The organism is Micromonospora sp. M61, from assembly GCF_018070245.1.
In the GTDB taxonomy this organism is placed as follows: domain Bacteria; phylum Actinomycetota; class Actinomycetes; order Mycobacteriales; family Micromonosporaceae; genus Micromonospora; species Micromonospora zamorensis.
Window position 1 is genome coordinate 59,780 of record NZ_JAGPYA010000027.1, and the last position, 20,248, is coordinate 80,027.

23 protein-coding genes are annotated in these 20,248 nt (G+C 71.8%); 13 read left to right on the forward strand and 10 right to left on the reverse strand.

The genetic code is table 11. The annotated features are described in order from the left end of the window. Positions 1-18 precede the first annotated feature (18 nt). Both KBX34_RS17420 and KBX34_RS17425 read left to right on the forward strand, forming a co-directional pair. Positions 19-426, forward strand: a complete 408-nt coding sequence (locus KBX34_RS17420) for a CoA-binding protein (protein WP_210925846.1) — start codon at positions 19-21, stop codon at positions 424-426. A gap of 29 nt (positions 427-455) precedes the next feature. Continuing rightward, positions 456-1,238 carry a hypothetical protein gene (locus tag KBX34_RS17425; RefSeq protein ID WP_210795073.1) on the forward strand — a complete coding sequence of 261 codons (783 nt, stop codon included), beginning with the start codon at positions 456-458 and terminating at the stop codon, positions 1,236-1,238. Between the two features lie 94 nt (positions 1,239-1,332). Here KBX34_RS17425 and KBX34_RS17430 read toward each other — a convergent pair whose 3' ends face one another. Beyond that, positions 1,333-2,529, reverse strand: a complete 1,197-nt coding sequence (locus KBX34_RS17430; RefSeq protein ID WP_099850308.1) for an acyl-CoA dehydrogenase family protein — start codon at positions 2,527-2,529, stop codon at positions 1,333-1,335. Between the two features lie 177 nt (positions 2,530-2,706). On the opposite strand from KBX34_RS17430, the gene KBX34_RS17435 reads away from it, so the two are divergent. Further along, positions 2,707-3,246, forward strand: a complete 540-nt coding sequence (locus KBX34_RS17435) for a DUF4190 domain-containing protein (RefSeq protein WP_210925848.1) — start codon at positions 2,707-2,709, stop codon at positions 3,244-3,246. 24 nt (positions 3,247-3,270) lie between these two features. On the opposite strand, the gene KBX34_RS17440 is transcribed toward KBX34_RS17435, so the two are convergent. Continuing rightward, positions 3,271-4,176 (reverse strand): SDR family NAD(P)-dependent oxidoreductase, encoded by a 906-nt coding sequence (locus KBX34_RS17440; RefSeq protein ID WP_088951378.1) that lies wholly within the window; start codon positions 4,174-4,176, stop codon positions 3,271-3,273. Between the two features lie 117 nt (positions 4,177-4,293). Between KBX34_RS17440 and KBX34_RS17445 the strand changes: the two genes are divergently transcribed. Next, positions 4,294-4,848 carry a DUF4190 domain-containing protein gene (locus KBX34_RS17445; protein ID WP_088951377.1) on the forward strand — a complete coding sequence of 185 codons (555 nt, stop codon included), beginning with the start codon at positions 4,294-4,296 and terminating at the stop codon, positions 4,846-4,848. A 46-nt stretch (positions 4,849-4,894) separates the two neighbouring features. Here the strand turns inward: KBX34_RS17445 and KBX34_RS17450 are convergent, their stop codons facing one another. Continuing rightward, positions 4,895-5,851, reverse strand: coding sequence for a CoA ester lyase (locus tag KBX34_RS17450; RefSeq protein WP_088951376.1), 957 nt, complete (start codon positions 5,849-5,851; stop codon positions 4,895-4,897). Positions 5,852-5,979: 128 nt separating this feature from the next. Between KBX34_RS17450 and KBX34_RS17455 the strand changes: the two genes are divergently transcribed. From KBX34_RS17455 to KBX34_RS33655, 3 genes are all read left to right on the forward strand, one after another. After that, on the forward strand, positions 5,980-6,804 hold the full coding sequence (locus KBX34_RS17455) for an SDR family NAD(P)-dependent oxidoreductase (RefSeq protein ID WP_210925850.1): 825 nt from the start codon (positions 5,980-5,982) through the stop codon (positions 6,802-6,804). 10 nt (positions 6,805-6,814) lie between these two features. Further along, positions 6,815-7,090 carry a hypothetical protein gene (locus KBX34_RS17460; protein WP_247671922.1) on the forward strand — a complete coding sequence of 92 codons (276 nt, stop codon included), beginning with the start codon at positions 6,815-6,817 and terminating at the stop codon, positions 7,088-7,090. A gap of 92 nt (positions 7,091-7,182) precedes the next feature. Further along, on the forward strand, positions 7,183-7,827 hold the full coding sequence (locus KBX34_RS33655) for a hypothetical protein (RefSeq protein WP_247671923.1): 645 nt from the start codon (positions 7,183-7,185) through the stop codon (positions 7,825-7,827). A gap of 6 nt (positions 7,828-7,833) precedes the next feature. On the opposite strand, the gene KBX34_RS17470 is transcribed toward KBX34_RS33655, so the two are convergent. Beyond that, a complete protein-coding gene (locus tag KBX34_RS17470) occupies positions 7,834-8,790 on the reverse strand; it encodes a DMT family transporter (protein WP_088951372.1) in 957 nt (318 codons plus the stop codon). A 106-nt stretch (positions 8,791-8,896) separates the two neighbouring features. On the opposite strand from KBX34_RS17470, the gene KBX34_RS17475 reads away from it, so the two are divergent. Then, positions 8,897-9,616, forward strand: a complete 720-nt coding sequence (locus KBX34_RS17475; RefSeq protein WP_210795078.1) for an HAD family hydrolase — start codon at positions 8,897-8,899, stop codon at positions 9,614-9,616. An 8-nt stretch (positions 9,617-9,624) separates the two neighbouring features. Here the strand turns inward: KBX34_RS17475 and KBX34_RS17480 are convergent, their stop codons facing one another. Beyond that, complete coding sequence (locus KBX34_RS17480; protein ID WP_218908201.1) at positions 9,625-10,089, reverse strand: hypothetical protein; 465 nt, start codon at positions 10,087-10,089, stop codon at positions 9,625-9,627. Positions 10,090-10,192: 103 nt separating this feature from the next. Then, a complete protein-coding gene (locus tag KBX34_RS17485; RefSeq protein WP_210795082.1) occupies positions 10,193-11,062 on the reverse strand; it encodes a PhzF family phenazine biosynthesis protein in 870 nt (289 codons plus the stop codon). A 33-nt stretch (positions 11,063-11,095) separates the two neighbouring features. Between KBX34_RS17485 and KBX34_RS17490 the strand changes: the two genes are divergently transcribed. From KBX34_RS17490 to KBX34_RS17500, 3 genes are all read left to right on the forward strand, one after another. Further along, positions 11,096-12,382 (forward strand): magnesium transporter MgtE N-terminal domain-containing protein, encoded by a 1,287-nt coding sequence (locus KBX34_RS17490; RefSeq protein ID WP_141907806.1) that lies wholly within the window; start codon positions 11,096-11,098, stop codon positions 12,380-12,382. Further along, on the forward strand, positions 12,375-13,025 hold the full coding sequence (locus KBX34_RS17495) for a DUF1003 domain-containing protein (protein ID WP_141907805.1): 651 nt from the start codon (positions 12,375-12,377) through the stop codon (positions 13,023-13,025). The genes KBX34_RS17490 and KBX34_RS17495 overlap by 8 nt, the downstream gene beginning before the upstream one ends. A gap of 76 nt (positions 13,026-13,101) precedes the next feature. Next, positions 13,102-14,250 carry an Mrp/NBP35 family ATP-binding protein gene (locus KBX34_RS17500; RefSeq protein WP_210925854.1) on the forward strand — a complete coding sequence of 383 codons (1,149 nt, stop codon included), beginning with the start codon at positions 13,102-13,104 and terminating at the stop codon, positions 14,248-14,250. A 245-nt stretch (positions 14,251-14,495) separates the two neighbouring features. Here the strand turns inward: KBX34_RS17500 and KBX34_RS17505 are convergent, their stop codons facing one another. Then, on the reverse strand, positions 14,496-14,918 hold the full coding sequence (locus KBX34_RS17505) for a preprotein translocase subunit TatB (RefSeq protein WP_210795086.1): 423 nt from the start codon (positions 14,916-14,918) through the stop codon (positions 14,496-14,498). A gap of 76 nt (positions 14,919-14,994) precedes the next feature. Next, on the reverse strand, positions 14,995-16,116 hold the full coding sequence (locus KBX34_RS17510) for a S1C family serine protease (protein WP_374223694.1): 1,122 nt from the start codon (positions 16,114-16,116) through the stop codon (positions 14,995-14,997). 753 nt (positions 16,117-16,869) lie between these two features. Between KBX34_RS17510 and KBX34_RS17515 the strand changes: the two genes are divergently transcribed. Further along, positions 16,870-17,439, forward strand: a complete 570-nt coding sequence (locus KBX34_RS17515; RefSeq protein WP_088952177.1) for an O-methyltransferase — start codon at positions 16,870-16,872, stop codon at positions 17,437-17,439. Between the two features lie 5 nt (positions 17,440-17,444). On the opposite strand, the gene KBX34_RS17520 is transcribed toward KBX34_RS17515, so the two are convergent. After that, positions 17,445-18,920 carry a M17 family metallopeptidase gene (locus KBX34_RS17520; protein ID WP_210925855.1) on the reverse strand — a complete coding sequence of 492 codons (1,476 nt, stop codon included), beginning with the start codon at positions 18,918-18,920 and terminating at the stop codon, positions 17,445-17,447. A gap of 147 nt (positions 18,921-19,067) precedes the next feature. Next, complete coding sequence (locus KBX34_RS17525; RefSeq protein WP_007455245.1) at positions 19,068-19,235, reverse strand: DUF3117 domain-containing protein; 168 nt, start codon at positions 19,233-19,235, stop codon at positions 19,068-19,070. A gap of 190 nt (positions 19,236-19,425) precedes the next feature. On the opposite strand from KBX34_RS17525, the gene KBX34_RS17530 reads away from it, so the two are divergent. Then, complete coding sequence (locus KBX34_RS17530) at positions 19,426-20,244, forward strand: PaaX family transcriptional regulator C-terminal domain-containing protein (protein WP_088951363.1); 819 nt, start codon at positions 19,426-19,428, stop codon at positions 20,242-20,244. The last annotated feature ends 4 nt before the right edge of the window (positions 20,245-20,248 follow it).

Consider the following 20,248-nt stretch of genomic DNA (forward strand, 5'->3'; position numbering starts at 1 on the left):
CAGAGCTACAGTCGGCGGGTGCGTACCGCTTCGCAGATCCTCGCCGACTCCGCCGTGATCGCCATCGTGGGTGCGTCCCGCGACCCGTTGAAGGCCGCGCACGGCGTGCCGTTGCAGATGCAGCAGCACGGCTGGCGCATCATCCCGGTCAACCCGACTGTCGACGAACTGTTCGGGGAGCGGGCGTACAAGTCGCTGGCTGACATCCCGCACCCGGTCGACCTGGTGGACGTGTTCCGGCCGGCGGCCGACGCCGTGCAGGTGGTCCGGGACGCGGCGGCCATTGGTGCCCCTGCGGTCTGGCTGCAACTGGGCATCGTCTCGGCCGAGGCGCGGCGGATCGCCGAGGAGGCTGGCATGGACTACGTCGAAGACCGCTGTCTCATCGTCGAACGCGCCGCCGCCGGCCTCACCCGCCTCGCTTGACAACCCGGCCGGGGCCCTATCGTCTGGTTGTGCCCTTCTTGCGGCTGAGCCGCGTGCCCTCGCTGGACGACGGGCTGTGGCCGCGCCGGTTCCTTGCGCTGACGGTCGCGGCGACAGCGGCGGTGTTGATCACTGGCGGTCTGCTCCAGGTGCCTCCGGTCGGCTCATCCGCGGTGAGCGTGGCCGTGTGGCTGAGCATCGGCGTTCGCTGGTTGACCGGACGGTGGTGGCCACGGCGGGACGGGCAGCTGCACTGGCGGGAGCGGGTCACCGGCCTGGACACTGTCGAACCCGGCCTGGTGGCACGCCGGTCGCTCGCCGGCTGGGTCGATCTGGCGGCAGAGTGGGTCACCCTGACCGTGATCGGCGCGGCTCTGCTGGCCACCCTGCCCGAACAAGGCCTCTGGGTCGACATCGCCCGCCCGGTGGTCGCCGTCGGTGTCGCGGCGTGGCTGGCTCGGACGGCGTACGCGCAGGTGCGGTTCACGGGTCAGCTCGCGTTGACCCCCAGCGCGATCCGGCACGGCCGGCACGTCCTCGACTGGACGAACATCGACCGGGTCAGCCCGCACCGGCGCGATGGTCGGCTCGACGGTGTGCGACTGCGGCCCGCGGTCTGGCGGTCGCTGCAACCCGCCCCGGTGGTCGGCGGCAGGGACACGGCGGTGCCGGAGGATCGGCTGATCGCCGCAATCGAGGAGTACCGGTTCCGACCGCAAGACCTGGCAGGAGAGCCGGCGAGCACCAGGGACGACGCGCCCGTCGGCGCGGACGACCTCGCCGGAGAGCGTGATGCCTCTGAGTCATATTGATGCCTCACAGTCATCACGCTGTCGACCGACGACGCGGACAGACCGACCGGGCCACGGGCCACGGGCCACGGGCCACCGAATCAGCAGGCGCGGGTCAGAGCTTGTACTCCTTGAGCAGGCCCCGGGAGATGATGGTCTTCTGGATCTCCGAGGTGCCCTCGCCGATGAGCAGGAACGGGGCCTCCCGCATCAGCCGCTCGATCTCGTACTCCTTGGAGTAGCCGTAGCCGCCGTGGATGCGGAACGCCTCCTGGACGACCTCGGCGCAGTATTCGGAGGCGAGCAGCTTGGCCATTCCGGCCTCGACGTCGTTGCGCTGGCCGGCGTCCTTGAGGCGTGCGGCGTTGACCATGAGGGCGTGCGCGGCCTCGATCTTCGTACCCATCTCGGCGAGCTTGAAGGCGATCGCCTGGTGCTTGGCGAGCGGCTGGCCGAACGTCTTGCGTTGCTGGGCGTAGCTGACCGCCAGCTCGAAGGCGCGGATGGAGATGCCGCAGGCGCGGGCGGCCACGTTGACCCGGCCCACCTCGATGCCGTCCATCATCTGGTAGAAGCCTCGGCCCACCTTGTCGGCGCCACCCAGGATCGCGGAGTCGGGCACTGTCACCCCGTCGAGGACCATCTCGGTGGTCTCGACGCCCTTGTAGCCCATCTTTTCGATCTTGCCGGGGATGGTGAGGCCGGGGGCGGTCTCGCCGAAGCCCGGCTCCTTCTCCAGCAGGAAGGTGCTCATGTTGCCGTAGACCGACTCGGCGCCGGTGTCGGTCTTGACCAGGGTGGCCACCACCGAGGAGTACGCCCCGTTGGTCAGCCACATCTTCTGGCCGTTGAGCACGTAGTTGTCGCCGTCGCGGACAGCCCGGGACTTGATCGCCGACACGTCGGAGCCGGTCTCCGGCTCGGACATGGAGAACGCTCCGCGCACCTCGCCGGTGGCCATCTTCGGCAGGAGGCGGGCCTTCTGCTCGGCCGAGCCGTGCTGGGAGATCAGGTACGCCACGATGAAGTGGGTGTTGACGATGCCGGAGATCGACATCCAGCCCCGGGACAGTTGCTCCACCACCAGCGCGTAGGTCAGCAGCGACTCGCCCAGGCCGCCGAACTCCTCGTCGATGGTGAGGCCGAACAGGCCCATCTCACGCATGCCGTCGAGGATGTCGGTGGGGTACTCGTCGGCGTGCTCCAGCCGCTGGGCGTGCGGAATGATCTCCTTGTCGGCGAAGTCCCGAACGGTCTCCAGGATCGACTGTTGCACATCGGTCAGGCCGGGCGTCTGGGCGAGTCGAGCCATCACAGCCTCCGGGGATCCGCGCACTACTCGTGGGTAACTGAACGCTGGGTCAGTATCGGTCTCCGGAGCCGACGAGGCCAAGGTGACCAGTCCACACAACCGCTGTGAAAAGGTTCACCGCTGCGGGTAGCGTCCGGCAAGAGGGACTTTTCCGGCACCGGCAGGAGGAGGACAGCTGTGAGCTACCCACCGCCGTCGGGACCACCGTCAGACGAGCAGCCACCGTCACCCTACGAGCCACCCCGGGACCAGTCGCCCTACGCGCCGCCGCCGGCCGGCCAGCCGCCGTACGCGCCACAACCGGACCAGCCGGCGTTCGAGCTGCCGGCGGAACGCTCACCGTACGGGCCGCCTGCGGACGATCCGTCGCCGTACGGGCAGCAGGGGCCGCACCAGTCGGGGCACTGGAGTCAGCAGCCGCCGTACCCCCCGCAGGGCCCCTACGGTCAGTACGGCCCGCCGCCCTCCGGGCCAGGTCGGGGCACCAACGTGCTGGCGATCCTGTCGCTGGTGTTCGCCTTCGCCTTTCCGCCGGCCGGTGCCGTCCTCGGCCACGTGGCCAAGCGGCAGATCCGCACCAGCGGCGAGGAAGGTGACCAGCTCGCCACCTGGGGGCTGATCCTCGGCTACGTCTTCACCGGGCTCACCCTGCTGGCGTGCTGCGGCTGGCTGGCCCTCGTGGCCCTGGGCAACACCGGCGACAACGGCGGCTACTGACCGCCGCCACACTCAGGCCGCTGGTCAGCGGAACCGGGCCTCGCGGACGCTGTTGCCGCCGTCCACCACCAGCATCTGGCCGGTGATGTACGAGGCGGCCGGCGAGCAGAGGAAGCTGATCGCCGCCGCGACCTCGTCCGGAGTGCCCGGTCGACCCACCGGCGTGCCAAGCCCTTGCTTGATCTCGGCCATCGTGGACGCGGCGGTGTAGATGGTGCCCGGTGCGACCGCGTTGACGGTCACGCCGTCGGCGATCATCTCCATCGCCAACGCCCGGGTCAGCCCGACGACGCCGGCCTTCGCCGCGGCGTACGCGGCCTCGGTGGGCAGCGCGTTGACGGGGCCGGCGGTGGCCGACAGGTTGACGATCCGACCCCAGCCCCGCTCGGCCATCCCCCCGATGAACGCCCGACTGCACAGGAACGCCGTGGACAGGTTGCGGTCGATCTCGCCGCGCCACTCGTCGTAGGTCAGCTGCGCGACCGGCCGCAGCACTCCCTGGCTGGCCCGGCTGGCCAGGCCGGCGTTGTTGACCAGCACCTCGACGTCGCCCAACTGCTCGGCGACCGCGTCGGCCAGCGCGCCGACCTCCGACTCGTCGGTCAGGTCCGCGACGAAGCCGGTCACCCCCAGCTCGCCAGCGCGTTCGTGGATGCGCCGGGTGGTGGAGACGATGGCCACCCGGGCACCCAGGTCGGCGAGTCGGCGCGCGGTCGCGTACCCGATGCCGTCCGGGCTGCCCGCGCCGGTCACGAGGGCGACCCGCCCGTCGAGCCGCATGGTCACCGGGTCGGCCAGCGCGACCGGCTCGTCGGGGCCAGGGCCGCCTGCCGGCGCGGCCGCGCGGGCACGTCGGGCCCCGCCCGGGCGGCTGACGTCCCGTCTGGGTCGGCTGCCGGAGCGGTCCGCGGCGCGCGCGTCGAATGCCATGTCGAGATCCTGCCCGTTACGACCGGCCCGAAGCAACGCGGCACCCGGGAGCGGGGTCAACGGTTTTGGTCACTCCTGGCTACCCTGACGGCGCACCCGACCTGACGGAGAGATCGCATGACCAACCCCCCGCCCTCTGGCGGCTGGCACGACCCGGCGTGGTCGGGACAGCAGTCCGGTGACCCCACCCTCCCGGTGAGCAGTCAACCGGCACCCACCCAGCCGATCGAAGTCAACCCATACGCGCCGACCGACCCGTACGCGCCGACCAGTCCGTACGCGGGCGGCGCGCCGCAGATACCGACCCAGCCCGGCCCGTACGCGGCCACGCCCGGTTACCCGCCGCCTGGCTACCCGGGTTACGGGTACCCGCCCGCACCGAAGCAGAACGGCCTGGCCATCGCCGCGATGGTCGTCTCGATCATCGGCGCCCTCGGCCTCTGCGCGTACGGCCTCGGTGGCTACATCGGCGCGATCGGTGCGATCCTCGGCCACGTGTCCCGTAAGCAGATCAAGGAGCGTGGTGAGGGCGGCGAGGGCTTCGCCACCGCCGGCATCATCGTCGGCTGGGTCGCCACCGCGCTGGCGGTGCTGGCCACCATCGTCATCGTGATCTTCATCGTCTGGGCCGCGAACCAGGACACGTCCAGCTACGAGAGCGGCAACTACTGAGTTCGGCGAGCCGCCCCCGGGTGCGACCCGGGGGCGGCTCGGCGGTTCACTCGGCCGGTGGGGTGAACGACGAGGTACGGCTCATTCCGGCGGCCCGGCCCTTCGCGGCGACCACGAGCGCCATCTTGCGGGACGCCTCATCGATCATCTCGTCGCCGAGCATCACGGCGCCCAGCTTGCCGCCGGCTTCCGAGGTGTAGTGCTCGTACGCGTCGAGGATCAGCTCGGCGTGGTCGTAGTCGGCCTGCGCCGGCTGGTAGACCTCGTTGGCGGCGTCGATCTGACCCGGGTGCAGCACCCACTTGCCGTCGAAGCCCAGCGCCGCCGAGCGCTTGGCCACCTCGCGGAACCCGTCGACGTCCCGGATCTGCAGGAAGGGGCCGTCGATGGCCTGCTTGTCGTGCATCCGGGCGGCCATCAGGATCCGCATGAGGATGTAGTGGTACGGGTCGCCCGGGTAGTCCGGGATCAGCGCGCCGACCACCAGGGACTTCATGTTGATCGACGCCATGAAGTCGGCCGGGCCGAAGATGATGGTCTCCACGCGCGGCGAGGCGGCGGCGATCGCGTCCACGTTGACCAGCCCGGCGGCGTTCTCGATCTGCGCCTCGATGCCGATCCGGCCGACCTCCAGGCCGAGCGTCTTCTCGATCTGGGTGAGCGTCAGGTCCAGCCACTGCACCTGGGCGGCCGTCTGCACCTTCGGCAGCATGATGCAGTCCAGATTCGCGCCGGCGCCCTCGACGACGTCGATGACGTCCCGGTAGGTCCACGGGGTGGTCAGGTCGTTGACGCGGACCACGCGGGTCTTCCCGGCCCAGTCCCCCTCGTTGAGCGCGGCCACGATGTTCTTGCGCGCGTCCGGCTTGGCCAGCGGGGCGACGGCGTCCTCCAGGTCGAGGAAGACCTGGTCGGCCGGAAGGCCCTGGGCCTTGCCGAGCATCTTGACGCTGGAACCCGGCACGGCGAGGCAGGACCTGCGGGGGCGACCGACTGCGGCCATGGATGCGCTCCTTCCAGCGTCCGGCGGGCATGCCGACGCCACCTGACGACAGAGTTGAGAACTTAACGATCCCAAAGGGCGTTGTGACGCCACGGTAACCTCGCGCCATGACCGGGGTGAATGGACCTGTGGAAGATCTCACTGGGCGTCGGCTGGTGGTGGTGACCGGGGCAAGCTCCGGCATCGGGTTGGCCGCCGCCGTGCAGCTGGCCTGCCGCGGTGACCAGGTTGTGCTGGTCGGGCGGGACCCGGCGCGCCTCCAGGCCGCAGCGGAACGGGTACGGGAGAACTCGGGCGAGCGTCCGGAGTTGTTCCGAGCCGACTTCGCGGTCCTGGACGACGTGCGCCGGCTCGCCGAGCAGCTACGGGCCGCGTACGACCGGATCGACGTGCTCGCCAACAACGCCGGTGCAATCGCGCTGCAACCACTCACCACCGTCGACGGCTTCGAGATGTCGATCCAGGCCAACCACCTGGCCCCGTTCCTGCTGACCAACCTGCTCGCCGACCGGGTGGGCCGGATCGTGGTGACCGCCTCCGGTGCGCACCGCTTCGGCGCGCTCGACCCGGACGACCTGAACGCACCGCTGCGCGGCTATCGGCCGATCGGCGCGTACGGCACCAGCAAACAGGCGAACATCCTGTTCACCGCCGAGGCGGCCCGACGCTGGCCGGAGATGTCCGCGTACTGCTTCCACCCCGGGGTGGTGCGCACCCGGTTCGGCAACGACAGCAGGCTGGTCGCGTTCGGCATGCGGTTCATGCCGTTCCGCAGCCCGGAGAAGGGCGCCGAGACCCTGGTGTGGCTGGCCAACCAGGACGGATCCCGGCTGACCAACGGCGGCTTCTACGCCGACCGTCGCCCGCGTCGGCCGTACCGCAAGGCCAGCGACCCGCGGCTCGCCGCCCGACTCTGGGAGGCGAGCGCGAAGGCAGTCGGCATCGCTGGGTAGCGTGGCCGCCATGCTCACTCTCGTCGCGCTGGTCGAGTACGCATCCGGGGCCGAGGCCGCCGGGCAACGCTACGAGGACGCCGTGCTGGCCTTTCTCGGGCGGCACGGCGGCCAGCTGGAACGGCGGCTGCGTGGCACCGACGGGCAGACCGAGGTGCACGTGATCCGGTTCGACGCCCGCGCCGGCTACGAGTCGTTCCTCGTCGATCCGGAACGGGCCGCGCTACGCGCCGCGCTCGGCGAAGCCGCACCGACGACCCAGGTCATCGAGGTCCACGAGGTCTGACCGGGCGGACCTGCGTCTTCCCTCACTTCATCACAGGGTGGCGGGCGAGAACAAGACTTGATCTTGGAGTGGCCGGCAACCAACATCGAGGCATGGATTTCGATGCGACCGCCACCGCGCGCCGGGCCCTCTGGATCGGCGGCGGGCAATGGGCCGGCAAGTCGACAGTCGCCGTCAACCTGGCCATGCGGTTCGGTCTGACGGCATACCTCTACGACCGGCACGACGCCCGAGGGCACGACGACCGGCGCATCGCAGACCGGGTCCGGCACGGCGAACCGCCGGCCGGCCCCGATCCGGAGACGACCTGGGTACGCACCGAGCCAGCCCGAATGGCTGCCGAGACACTGGCAGGTTTTCCCCGCCGCTTCGCGTGGGTGCTCGACGACCTCAGCGCACTGGTGCCCGGCCGCCGGCTGGTGGCCGAAGGCTGGGGGCTGCGACCGGAGTTGGTGGCACCGGTCGTCGGATCGGTACGGCAGCTGGTGGTGCTGGTGCCCACTGCCGAGTTCCGCGCCCAGCAGATCGTCCGGCTGCCGCGTGCCAGCATCGCCGCAGCGGGGGTCAGTGACCCCGAGCGGGCCCTCCGCAACAGGTGGGAGAGGGACGAACTGGTGGCGGCGGACGCAGTGGCGCAGGCCGCGCGGCTGGGCGTCCGGGTGATCCAGGTGGACGGCAGCCTCGACGGTGATCAGCTGACCGATCTGGTCGCGGACCACTTCGCCGCGTACCTGTGAAGACCGTCAGTCGTTCAGCGGGGTCGGGTCGGCCGGCAGCGCGGTGGGTGCCGGCCGGCGAGCGGCCCGGGCGCCGCCGAGCACCACCACCGCCACCCCGGCCAGCAGCAACGCCATCCCGAGCAGCGCGTACGGGCGGGGAACCTGACCCAGCCAGGCCCAACCGAGCAGGGCCGCGCCGGGCGCCTCCAGCAGGATCAGCACGCTCACCGTGGTCGCCGGGATCTTCTTCAGCGCGTAGTTGAACATCGAGTGCCCGAGCAGTTGGGCGCCGACCACGAGGGCGAGGATGGCCAGCCAGGTCCGCCCGTCGAACCCGGTCAGCCGTACGCCGCCGATCAGGCACATGACCAGCAGGAGCAGTGCGCAGATCCCGTAGCAGATGGTGGTGTAGGTGGTGGTGCTGATGCTGGTCCGCGCCCGCTCACCGAAGGCGGTGTAGACGGCGGCGAACATGCCGCCGGTCAACGCCAGCACGTCGCCGAGGACGGCCCTGCCGGAGACCCCCACGTCCACCCCGGTGGCGATCGCGGCGCCGCCGACCGCCACCGCGATGCCGATCCACACGATCCGGGGCAGCCCACGTCCCTGGGCGCGCGCGATCAGCCCCTGCCAGACCGGCTGGGTGGCGACCAGGGCGGTGGACGTGGCGACCGAGGTGAGCTGGGCGCTCGGCACCCACGTCGCGAAGTGACCGGCCAACGCGACCCCGGACAGGATGCAGAACAGTCCCTCCCGCCGGCCCACACCGGTGGTCAGCCTGCGGAACTCGGCGCGACGGCGGGCCAGCGCGAAAGGGCTCAGCACTGCCACCGCGAGCAGGTTGCGCCAGAACGCGATGGCCAACGCGGGTGCGGCGGCGTACGCGATCAGTGGCGCGGACGACGACACGGCGACCACGGCCAGACCGACCGCGCCGGTGGTCAGCGGATCCAGGGACGGCCGGGGTGAAGGTGGGGACACGGGACGTAATCCTCACACGTATGACGGACAACACGCAGGGTCATCGCTCCGTTACGATCACGCGGGTCCGCGCCGCCAACCCCCGACCGCCCGGAGGCGCTCCCCCATGCCCACCTACCAGGCGGTGCTGTTCGATTTCTTCGGCACCCTCACCCGTTCGGTGCAGCGCGGTGTCGCTCACACCGACACCGCCGAGCTGCTCGGATGTGACACCGACACGTTGACCGAGGTGCTGGACCGCACGTACTACGAGCGGGCCACCGGTCGACTCGGCAACGCGGAGGCGACCCTTCGGTGGGTGTGCGCCCAGGCCGGCGTACACCCGAACGACACCGCGGTGCGGGCGGCCGTGGCGTCCCGGCACCGGGCGGTCCGCGCGGACACCTGGCTGCGGGCCGACGCCGTGCCGGTGCTGGCGGCCCTACGCCAGCGCGGCCTGCGTACCGGGGTGATCAGCGACTGTACGCACGAACTGCCGGCCTTCCTGCCACAGCTCGCGGTCGCCCGGCTGCTCGACGTGCGGGTCTTCTCCGTACAGGTTGGACGGTGCAAGCCGGACCCGGCGCTCTACCTGACCGCCTGCCAGCGGCTCGGGCTCGCCCCGGGCAACTGCCTGTACGTCGGTGACGGCGGCAGCCAGGAGTTGACCGGCGCCGAGCGGGCCGGGATGACCGCGGTCCGGCTCGCCGCGGCGGACCTGGCCACACACATGGTGTTCAACGCCGACCTGGACTGGCGCGGCCCCACAATCGGCACCCTGCGCGAGGTGCTCGCCCTGGTCGACGTCGACGCCGAGGTGGTGGGCGCCGGCGGCCGGGCGGGTTGACGCGCCGATCAGCGGCGACGAACCCGGTGCAGGCGGAACGGCTTGCGGGTGGCCCGGACGGCCGGTGTGGGCCGAGGCGGCTCGGCCTGCGCGTCGGCCGGCAGGTCCGCGCCGGCCAGCGGCGTTCCGGCCGGGGTGAGCCGGTTGACCGCGCATCCGTCGGCGGCCCAGCGGGCCACCAGGTCAGCGGTCGGACCGGGCGCGTTGAGACGCTTCGCCGCCACCAGCGGCGCGGTGGTGTCCCACGCCTCCGTGCCCGGCTGCACCCGGCTCACCTGTGCCGACCAGGTGACGATCCGACCACCGTGGTCGCCGCGCAGGGAGACCTGCGCCTCGGTGGCGTCGGCCAGACCCGGTGCTGCCTGCTCGCCCGGCCCGCTGACCACCAGGAGGGCGCCCTCCAGTGGGGCGCACCAGAGCGCGAGCGCCGGCCCACCGGAAACGCTGACCCAGGCCACGGCAGCCTTCTTCATCGCCTCGTCGACCAGCGGCGTCGACCCACCCCCGTCGTCAGTCACCCTCGCATCCTGCCGCACCTCGGCCGCTGACGCGTAGGCCGCCGGCGCTTTGGTGTGATCAGCCCACGAACGGCGGCACCGCGATCTCACCGCGCGCCACCGGCATCACCTGACCGGCGACGGTCGCGCCGACCGCCACAGCGTTCGCCGCGGTGACCGTGCAGGCCAGCGAGGACGGACGGTTGATCTCCACACCCTGACGGACCGCGTAACGGGACAGCCCCTCGGCCGGCAGCAGACCGCTCGCCACCAGCCAGACACCGAGGCCGAGGGCCGCCGAGCCGGTCGCCGGGTCCTCCGGGACACCCATCCCCGGCACGAAGACCCGGGCGTGCGCGGTTTGCGTGGCGGCGTCCCAGGAGAAGACGCTGACGTGCGACACCCCATAACGCTGCGCCGCCGTCGCGTTCACCCGCGCGCGGGCCACCGACTCCGGACGCACCGGGAGGTACGGGAACTCCAAACCGCAGCCGGCGACGCGGGGAGCGGGCCCGATGTGGTCGTCCGCGACCAGCCCGGCGATCTCCAGCAACGGCTCCGGGTCCAACTCCGGCCCGAGAGTCGGCGTGCCCCCGGTCAGCGTCGCCCCCGACGCGGTCACCTCGATCGGCAGCACCCCGGCCTTGCACTCCTGGGTGACCTGCCCCACACCGAACATGCCCCGGCGGCTGGCGGTGACCGCCGCGCCGACGCTCGGGTGCCCGGCGAACGGCAACTCCTCCACCGGGGTGAAGATCCGGGCCCGGTAGGTGGCGCCGACCTGGGTCGGTGGCAGCACGAACACCGTCTCGGACAGGTTGAACTCCAACGCGAGCGCCTGCATCTGCTCGGTGGCCAGCGCTTCCGCGCCGAACACCACGGCCAGCGGGTTGCCGGCGAAAGGGCGGTCGGTGAAGACGTCCACGATCTCGTAGGCCAAGGTCGACATGTTGATAAACACTAGGCGCTTAGGCTGGTGCCCGTGAGCACGCCGACCCGGGTCTACATCGCCCGTCTCGCCGGAGTCGCCGTCTTCGACCCGAACGGTGACCAGGTGGGGCGGGTTCGTGACGCCGTGGCACGGCTGCGGGCGACCAAACGGCCCCCGGAGGTGGTGGGCCTCGTCGCCGAGATGCCGATGCGCCGCCGGATCTTCCTGTCCATCAACCGGATCACGTCCATCGACGTGGACGCCGTCGTGCTGGGCTCCGGCACCCTCAACCTGCGCCGGTTCGAGAAGCGCCCGAACGAGCTGCTGGTGCTCCAGGAACTGCTGGACCGACGGGTACAGCTCGACCCGGGCGGCCAGCCCGGCGCCGTCGTGGACGTCGCGATGGACTGCAGCCGGGGCGGCGAGTGGTCGCTGACCCGCGTCGCCGTACGGGAGCAGACCGGTCGGCTCAGCCGCCGCGGCCACCTGCACCAGGTCGAGTGGGACCGGGTGCGCGGGCTCAGCGGCATCGCCGACAACCGGGGTACGGCCAACCTGCTCGCCGTCCTGGAGGACATGCGCCCGGCCGACCTGGCCAACGCGCTGCAGGACCTGCCCGACGCCCGGCGCAACGAGGTCGCCGCCGCGTTGGACGACGAGCGGCTGGCCGACGTGCTCAGCGAGCTGCCCGAGCACGACCAGGTGGAGATCCTCGCCGCCCTCGACCGGGAGCGGGCCGCCGACGTACTGGAGGAGATGGACCCGGACGACGCCGCGGACCTGCTCAACGAGCTGCCCCCACCGGAGCAGGACGTGCTGCTGGACCTCATGGAGCCGGACGAGGCCGACCCGGTGCGTCAGCTCCTGAAATACACGCCCGGCACGGCGGGCAGCGTGATGACCTCGGAGCCGGTCATCCTGCCGCCGGACGCCACCGTCGCCGAGGCGCTGGCCCGGATCCGGGAGCCACAGCTCTCCCCCGCCGTCGCCGCGCAGGTCTTCGTGACCCGGGCGCCGCAGATCACCCCGACCGGCCGCTACCTGGGCATGGTGCACTTCCAGGCGCTGCTGCGTGAGCCGCCGGCCGACCTGCTGGGCAAGGTGGTGGTCAACGACATCGACCCGCTGCGCCCCACCACCCCGTTACCGGAGATCACCCGTCGGATGGCCACCTACGACCTGGTCGCCATGCCGGTGATCGACCGGAGCAACCGGCTGGTCGGCGCCGTGACAGTGGACGACGTGCTGGACCACTCGCTGCCCCGGGACTGGCGGGACCGCGACGCCCTGACCGGCCCGGGCACCACCGACGCGGGGCTGGACGGCGCGGATGGCTGAGCAGCGGCGGAACGAGCGGCTCGACCAGCCACGCGAGCCCCGGGGCATCAAGCTGCCCCGGTTCGACGCGGAGGCGTTCGGCCGGTGGTCCGAGGGCATCGCCCGGGGCATGGGCACCGCGAACTTCATCGTCGTCATGACGGTGGTGATCGCGATCTGGTTCGTCTGGAACACGTTGGCCCCGACGGACCTGCGCTTCGACCCGTACACCTTCACGTTCCTGACCCTGGTGCTGTCGTTGCAGGCCAGCTACGCGGCGCCGCTGATCCTGCTGGCCCAGAACCGGCAGGCCGACCGGGACCGCGTGGCCCTGGAGGAGGACCGGCGGCGAGCCACCGCGCAGAAGGCGGACACCGAGTACCTGGCGAGGGAGATCGCCGCACTGCGGATCGCGATGGGTGAGGTGGCCACCCGCGACTTCCTCCGCTCCGAGCTGGCCCGGCTGGCCGAGGAACTGGACGAGGCGGGGCAGCGCCGGCAACGGCTGGAACGCCGCCAGCAGGACAAGGACATCCGGCAGGAGAAGCGCGGCAGGCGACCGACCGACGGTGTCGGCCTGGACGAACCACGCGACGACCTGGACGGCGACTTCGCCCGGGACGCCCGGCCGGACGGCACCGGGCCCCGCCCAGCGGACGGCTGATCAACAGGTCATCGATTGGCTCACACCGCCCCGGCCAGCGGCGGCAGCGGATGCCCCGCGACGTAGCATTGCGGGCATGTCAGCACCCGTGAGCACCGTCGAGGACGCGATCCAGGCCGCCCTGGCCACCGTCAACGACCCGGAGATCCGCCGGCCCATCACCGAGCTGGGCATGGTCCGCTCCGCCACGATCGGTGCCAGCGGTGTCGTACGCGTCGAGCTGCTGCTCACCGTCGCCGGCTGCCCCCTGAAGGACAAGCTGCGTAACGACATCACCGCCGCCGTTGCAGCGGTGCCCGGCGTCACCGGCGTGGAGATCGACTTCGGTGTGATGAGCCCCGAGCAGCGGCAGGGATTGCAGTCGCAGCTGCGCGGCGGCGGCGCCACCGAGGAGCCCGTCATCCCGTTCGCCCAGCCCGGCTCACGCACCCGGGTGTACGCGGTTGCCAGCGGCAAGGGTGGCGTCGGCAAGTCCAGCGTGACTGTCAACCTGGCAGCGGCCCTCGCCGCCCGCGGTCTCTCCGTCGGCGTGGTCGACGCGGACATCTACGGCCACTCGGTGCCCCGGATGCTCGGCACGGAGGCCCGGCCCACCCGCGTCGAAGACATGATCATGCCGCCGCAGTCGCACGGCGTGAAGGTGATCTCCATCGGCATGTTCACCTCCGGCAACGCCGCGGTGGTGTGGCGCGGCCCGATGCTGCACCGGGCGTTGCAGCAGTTCCTGGCCGACGTCTACTGGGGCGACCTGGACGTGCTCCTGCTCGACCTGCCCCCGGGCACTGGTGACGTGGCCATCTCGCTGGCCCAACTGCTCCCCAACTCGGAGATCCTGATCGTCACCACGCCACAGACCGCCGCCGCCGAGGTGGCCGAGCGGGCCGGTGCGATCGCCCTGCAGACCCACCAGCGGGTGGTTGGCGTCATTGAGAACATGTCCTGGCTGGAGCTTCCGGACGGCTCACGGATGGAGATCTTCGGTGCCGGGGGTGGCACGGCCGTCGCCGAGTCGCTGAGCCGGACCATCGGCGCGCAGGTGCCGCTGCTCGGGCAGATCCCGCTGGACACGCGGGTCCGCGAGGCCGGCGACGCGGGCAACCCGATCGTGCTGGCCGAGCCGGAGTCCCCGGCCGCGCAGGCACTCAACGCCGTTGCCGACCGGCTCGCGATGCGCCGTGAGTCGCTGCTCGGGAAGCCGCTCGGCCTCAAGCCCGCCGGGCGCTGACCACCACGAACACCGCCAGCCCGTCGGCCACTGTTGGCCGGCGGGCTGAGTCGTGTCTGCGGGTGGGCAGTCCAGCCGTGCGGCGCATGGTCAACTCGGGTTTCTGAAAGTCGGGGCATCCCGCGCCGATTTAAGGCCGACTTTCTGAAACCCGAGCTGATCAAGGCGAGCGCAGGCCACGCGAGCACGAAGGCAGGCCGCGGAGGCAGAGCCGAGCGCGGGCTGAGCCGAGCACGCGGGGTCGGTCAGGTGGCGTCGTCGTAGCTGACGCGGGGGGCCGGCGCAGAGGGGCTGGTGGTGGCCGTGCCGGGCCGGGCGCCGTCCGACCTCAGGTCGGCGGCGCTGGCCACGTCCTTGAGGTCGTCGTGCACGCTGCTGACGTCGGCGCGCAGGTTGTCGTAGACGCCCTGCAACGGCTTACGGATCGCCGCCTCGTCCTCCTCGCTGAGGAGGTGCTTGCGGATGAACGCCTTCGGGTGCAGGTCCTCCAGCTGGATGTCGGTGCCCAGCTCGCGACTCAGGTCACCGGTGGCGTTGCGGGCCATGTTGCGCAGGTTGCGCACCAGCCGCAGGCCGTCGGTGATGACTGCGGGCAGCCGGTCACCGAAGATCAGCAGCGCCAGGAGCAGCAGCGCTCCGATTTCCCACCAGTTCAGGTTGTCGAGCATCCCGCTGGCCTCCTCTCGGCGTCAGCAGCAAGACTACGCACGCCGGGAGGCGTTCGGGCAAGGGGTGAGCCGCTGTTCACTTCGCGTCCGCGGCGAGAGTTACCGAGGTGTTCTGCCGGTCGGAGCCCCGCCGGAATTCGACGGTCACCACCGATCCGGGCGCGTACTTGCGTACCAGCGCGGTCAGGTCCGTCGGCTCGGTCATCGGCCGGCCGTTGATCTTGAGGATCACGTCGCCGACCTTCAACCCGGCGCCGGCCGCCGGGCCGGACGGCTCCACCTCCGCCAGTCGCAGGCCACCCCCGAGTGCTCCGGTCGGGCCGTCCACGCGGGCGCCGATCACCGTACGCCGGGCCTTGCCGGTGCCGATGATGTCCTGGGTCACCCGCTTGGCCTGGTTGATCGGGATGGCGAAGGCGAGGCCGATGTTGCCGGCCTCCTGCCCCTCGGCGACCAGTGACTTGATGGTGGAGTTGACCCCGACCACCCGTCCGGCGCCGTCGACCAACGGCCCGCCGGAGTTGCCGTGGTTGACCGCGGCGTCGGTCTGGATCGCCGCGTAGTAGCGCACCGGCCCGCCCGGCTCACCGGCCTGCATCGTCCGGTCCAGGGCACTCACGATGCCGGCGGTGACCGTGTTGGCCAGCGAGAGCGGTGAGCCCATGGCGAGCACCGGGTCGCCGACGGCCAGCGCGTCGGAGTCCCCGAACTCCACGGCCCGCAGGCCGGGCCGACTCACCTTGATCACGGCGATGTCCGATTCCGGGTCCTGACCGACGATGGTCGCCGGCGCGGTGCTGCCGTCGTTGAAGACCACCGAGGCCTTGCCGGTGCCGCCGGCCACCACATGGTCGTTGGTGATCACATGACCGTCGGCGGTGGCGATGAAGCCGGAGCCCTCACTGGTGCCGCCGAGACTGCTCACCCGCACGGTGACCACGCTGGGCAGGACCCGCTCGGCGACACCGGCCAGTGACTCCGGCTTGCGCTGGGCCAGCGCCGGGGCCTCCGCCGGCGCACCGCCGAGCACCACCTCACCGGCCCCGCCGCGGACCGCGAACGCGTAGCCGAGCGCGCCGCCGAGGGTGCCGGCCAGCAGAGCGGTGAGTACGGGGATGAGCAGCAGGTGACGCAGCGTCGGTCGGCCCGGCGCGTCCGGGTCGGTGACCGCCTCGGGCTCGGTGCCGGTCGCCACCACGCCGGGCACCACCACCGCGGTCGGCGCAGCCGGGTCCCGCCATGGATCGGCAAGCGCGTCCGACCACCAGGGCGACGCCCCTGCCGTGCCGGACGTGCCGGGTGCCGGCCAGCTCGGCGAGGGCCCAGCCGGGCCGTAGGTGCCAGGTGCCGGCCAGGGCGACGCCCCGGCTGAGCCGTACGCGCCAACTGCGGGCCAGGGCGGCGGCCCAGCCGGGCCGTACGTGCCGGGTGCGGGCCAGCTCGACGAGGGCCCGCCAGGCGGCACAGCGGCCCCGGGCGTCGTCGGCGGGTGCCCTGGTGCCGGGCCGCCGGCTGACGGCACGATGGGCACGTTGCCAGCCCCTGGCGTGGTCGGCGATCCCGCCGGAGGGGTCCCTGCCCCGGGCGGTCCCGCCGGGGTCTCACCGCCCCGGCGCCAGTCCCAGCCGTCGGTCACGTCGGTGCCTCCCAGTCCGTCCCCGGATCCCGCGCCGCGTCGCCCGGCCACGGGCCGGTTCGGTCGCGGCTGACGGGATACCGCCTCCAGGATTGCACGGATGCCCGCGATGGAGTCACCGCTTGCCCCGGTGATCGCAACAGGCGGAGGCGCGGCTGCGCCTCATGACGGTCGCCTCTACGCTCACAGTGCCAACCCGCCCCCCGCACCACGCACCGCCCCCGGAGGTGCCCCATCGCCACGGTCGCCGGTTCCGGCAGTTCGACGGCACAGGCTCAACAGTTCGCCGAGTCGTACGTCACCGAGGACCTCGTTCTGCGCACCGCCCGCAGCCTGGCCCGGGAGGTGGGCCTCGACGCGGTCACCCCCGGCGCGGGAGCTGCGCTGCGGCTGCTGGCCGCTGCCGGCAACGCCCGCGCCGTGGTGGAGATCGGCACCGGCACCGGGGTGAGCGGCGTCTGGCTGCTCCGCGGCATGCGCGCCGACGGCGTGCTCACCACCATCGACGTGGAGGTGGAGCACCAGCGGATCGCGCGACGGATCTTCGCCGAGGCGGGCTTCGCCGCCGGCCGTACGCGGATCATCACCGGTCGCGCGTTGGACGTGCTGCCCCGGCTCGCCGACGGCGCGTACGACCTGGTCTTCGTGGACGCGGAGGCCACCGGCTTCCACGCCTGCGTGGAGGCGGCGCTGCGGTTGTTGCGCCCGGGGGGCGTGCTCGCGCTCAACGGTGTGCTGGCCGGTGGCCGGATCGGTGACCCGGCCGCTCGGGACGCGGAGACGGTGACCGTCCGCGAGACGATCAAGGCGGTCCGGGAGTCGGAGCACTGGATCCCCGCTCTGCTTCCGGTCGGCCACGGGGTGCTCGCCGCGGTGAAGTGCTGACCTGGTCAGTCGACGCTGGCCAGCCAGCGCAGCAACCACCGGACGCCCCAGCCGGTGGCGCCTCGGCTGACCTCGGCGTGGTCGCCGTCCGCCCAGGACGGGGCCGACATGTCCAGGTGCAGCCAACGGTCGCGTCGGTCGCCGGTGAACTCACGCAGGTAGAGGGCGGCCAGCACCGAGCCGGCGCCCTGTGCCGGCGCGCTGTAGAGGTCGGCGATCTCGCTGCCCAGGTATTCGACGTAGTCGCCGTGCAGCGGCATCCGCCACACCGACTCGCCGGCTGCTTCGGCCGCGGCCCGCACGTCGGCGGCCAGCTGGTCGTTCTCGCTGTACAGGGCGGCGGTGCGCTTGCCCAGGGCTACGGCGTTGGCGCCGGTGAGGGTGGCCAGGTCGAGCAGCAGGTCCGGCTTGAGCTGCTGCACCGCGTACGCGAGCGCGTCGGCGAGGACCAGCCGGCCCTCGGCGTCGGAGTTGGTCGTCTCGCTGGTCGTGCCGCCGTAGTGCCGGACGACGTCGCCGGGGCGGAACGCGGAGCCGCTGACCATGTTCTCGGCGAGCGGGGCCAGCGTGGTGATCCGGACCGGCAGCCGCAGCATGGCGGCGCCCACTGTGGCGGCCACGACGGCGGCGGCGCCGGCCATGTCCTTGCGCATCAGCTTCATCGCCGGCACCGGCTTGATCGAGATGCCGCCGGTGTCGAAGGTGATGCCCTTGCCGATCAGCACCACGTGCGTACGCGCGTCGGCGGGGTGCCAGTCCAGTTCGACGAGTCGGGGGCCGCTGGCCGAGCCGCCGCCCACGGCGAGGATGCCGCCGAAGCCCTCGGCGGCCAGTTCGTCCGGGCCACGGACCCGCAGCCGCAGATCCGGCAGGTCGGCTGCGGCGGAGGCCACCTGCTCGGCGAACCACTGCGGGTTCTTCAGCGAGCTGGGGGTGTTGGTCAGGTCGCGGGCGAGGTGGGTCATCGCCGCGGTGGTCTGGGCCGTGGTGACGATGGCCTCGAACGTGCCCGGGTCAGCCAGCAACAGATCGACGCTGCTGAGCGCCGGTGTGGTGCCGGCCTCGGTCATGCGGAACCGGTACGGGGCGAGCAGCAGCCCCTCGGTGAACCCGCGGACGGCGGCCGGAGTCACGCCCTCCGGCAACGCGATGGTGATATGGATCTCATCTGCGGCGGAGCGGGCCAGGGCCGCGCCAGCCGTCCGCCAGGCCGCCTCGTCGCCGTCACCGATGCCGAGCAGCAGCAGCCGGCCGGGAGTACGCCCGGGGCGGAGCTGGGTGTGGATCTCACCGGCCCGTCCGCTCAGTCGGGCCGCCGGCACCAGCGCGGCGGCCTCGTCGGCCGTGCCGTCCGGGGGTGCCACGGCGGTCGAGACGGGCTCGGCCGAGGTGTCACCTCCCGCTGCCGCATCGGCGGTGCGAACAGGCAGGACGAGCACGTCGAGCCGGTCGGGCTCGGCGATCAGACGGATGGCGAGCACGCGGGACCGTACCTCCAGGAAAGTGTCGCGGAGCGGAACCGAGCCCGCCTGCCCGCGCCGATGAAGACCCTGAGCCACCGGCGTTACCGGTGGCTCAGGGTCGCAAGAACGCTCCGGGCGGCGTGAGCCGCCCGGACCACTCCTTACTCAGCCGGCCGCTGCCTTCAACGCGTCACCGAGCGCGTTGGCCTCGTCGGGAGTCATCTCGACGACGAGCCGGCCACCGCCCTCCAGCGGGACCCGCATGACGATGCCCCGCCCCTCCTTGGTGACTTCCAGCGGACCGTCGCCCGTCCGCGGCTTCATCGCCGCCATGTTGTCTCCCCTCAGACCTACACCAGGGTCGGTGGGTTGCCCCACAGCCACTTCGTCTCGACCACCCGCAACGGTCACGGGGGTGTCGACCAACGATTTTCCCTGATGAACACCGCCGGACCCAAACCGGAGCAGCATTGATGTAACAGCATCTAGCTTATCTTGAGAAGGCCTGTCACAATGTGCGGTCATGCAGGCACGGTCGGCACTCTTCGACCTGTACGGCGACCACCTCCGTCCGAGGGGTGGCCGTGCACCCGTTGCTGCCCTGGTCAAGCTGCTGGCGCCGCTGGGAATCGCACCGCCAGCCGTTCGCACCGCAGTGTCTCGGATGGTGCGCCAGGGCTGGCTGGAGCCACTCCGATTGGTCTCTGGACCGGGATATTCGATCACACCAAAAGCAGCCCGACGACTCGACGAGGCAGCGGCCCGGATCTACCGGACCGGCCGGGTCACCTGGGACGGCCGGTTCGATCTGCTGGTGCTGGAGGCCCCCGGCTCCCGACGGGACCGGCAGCGGCTCGCCTCCAACCTGAGCTTCCTCGGCTACGGCACCCTCGACGAGCAGACCTGGGTCGCCACCCGCCCCGCCGAGGACGTGGACCTGCTCCTCGCCGAGGCCGGCATCCGGTTCGAGCGGTTCACCGCCTCGCACTTCGCCGGCACCCCCGGCGCGATGGGTGTGGTCCGGCGGGCATGGAACCTCACCGAGATCGGTCACGCCTACGAGCGGTTCGTCGCGGACCAGCGCCCGCTCCTCGCGGCGGTCACCGTGCGCAGCAGCGACGAGGAGGCGTACGCGACCCGGTTCCGGCTCGTGCACGCGTGGCGTACGTTCCTCTTCCAGGACCCGCAGCTGCCCCCGGCGCTCCTGCCCGAGCGCTGGCCCGGCACCGCCGCGGCCAGTTTCTTCGACCGGCACGCGGCACGTCTGCGTCCGGCCGCCGACCGGTACGTCGAACAGTGCCTCGACGCCGGCAACCGCCTCGTCCGACAGAAGGGTCGTTAGACAC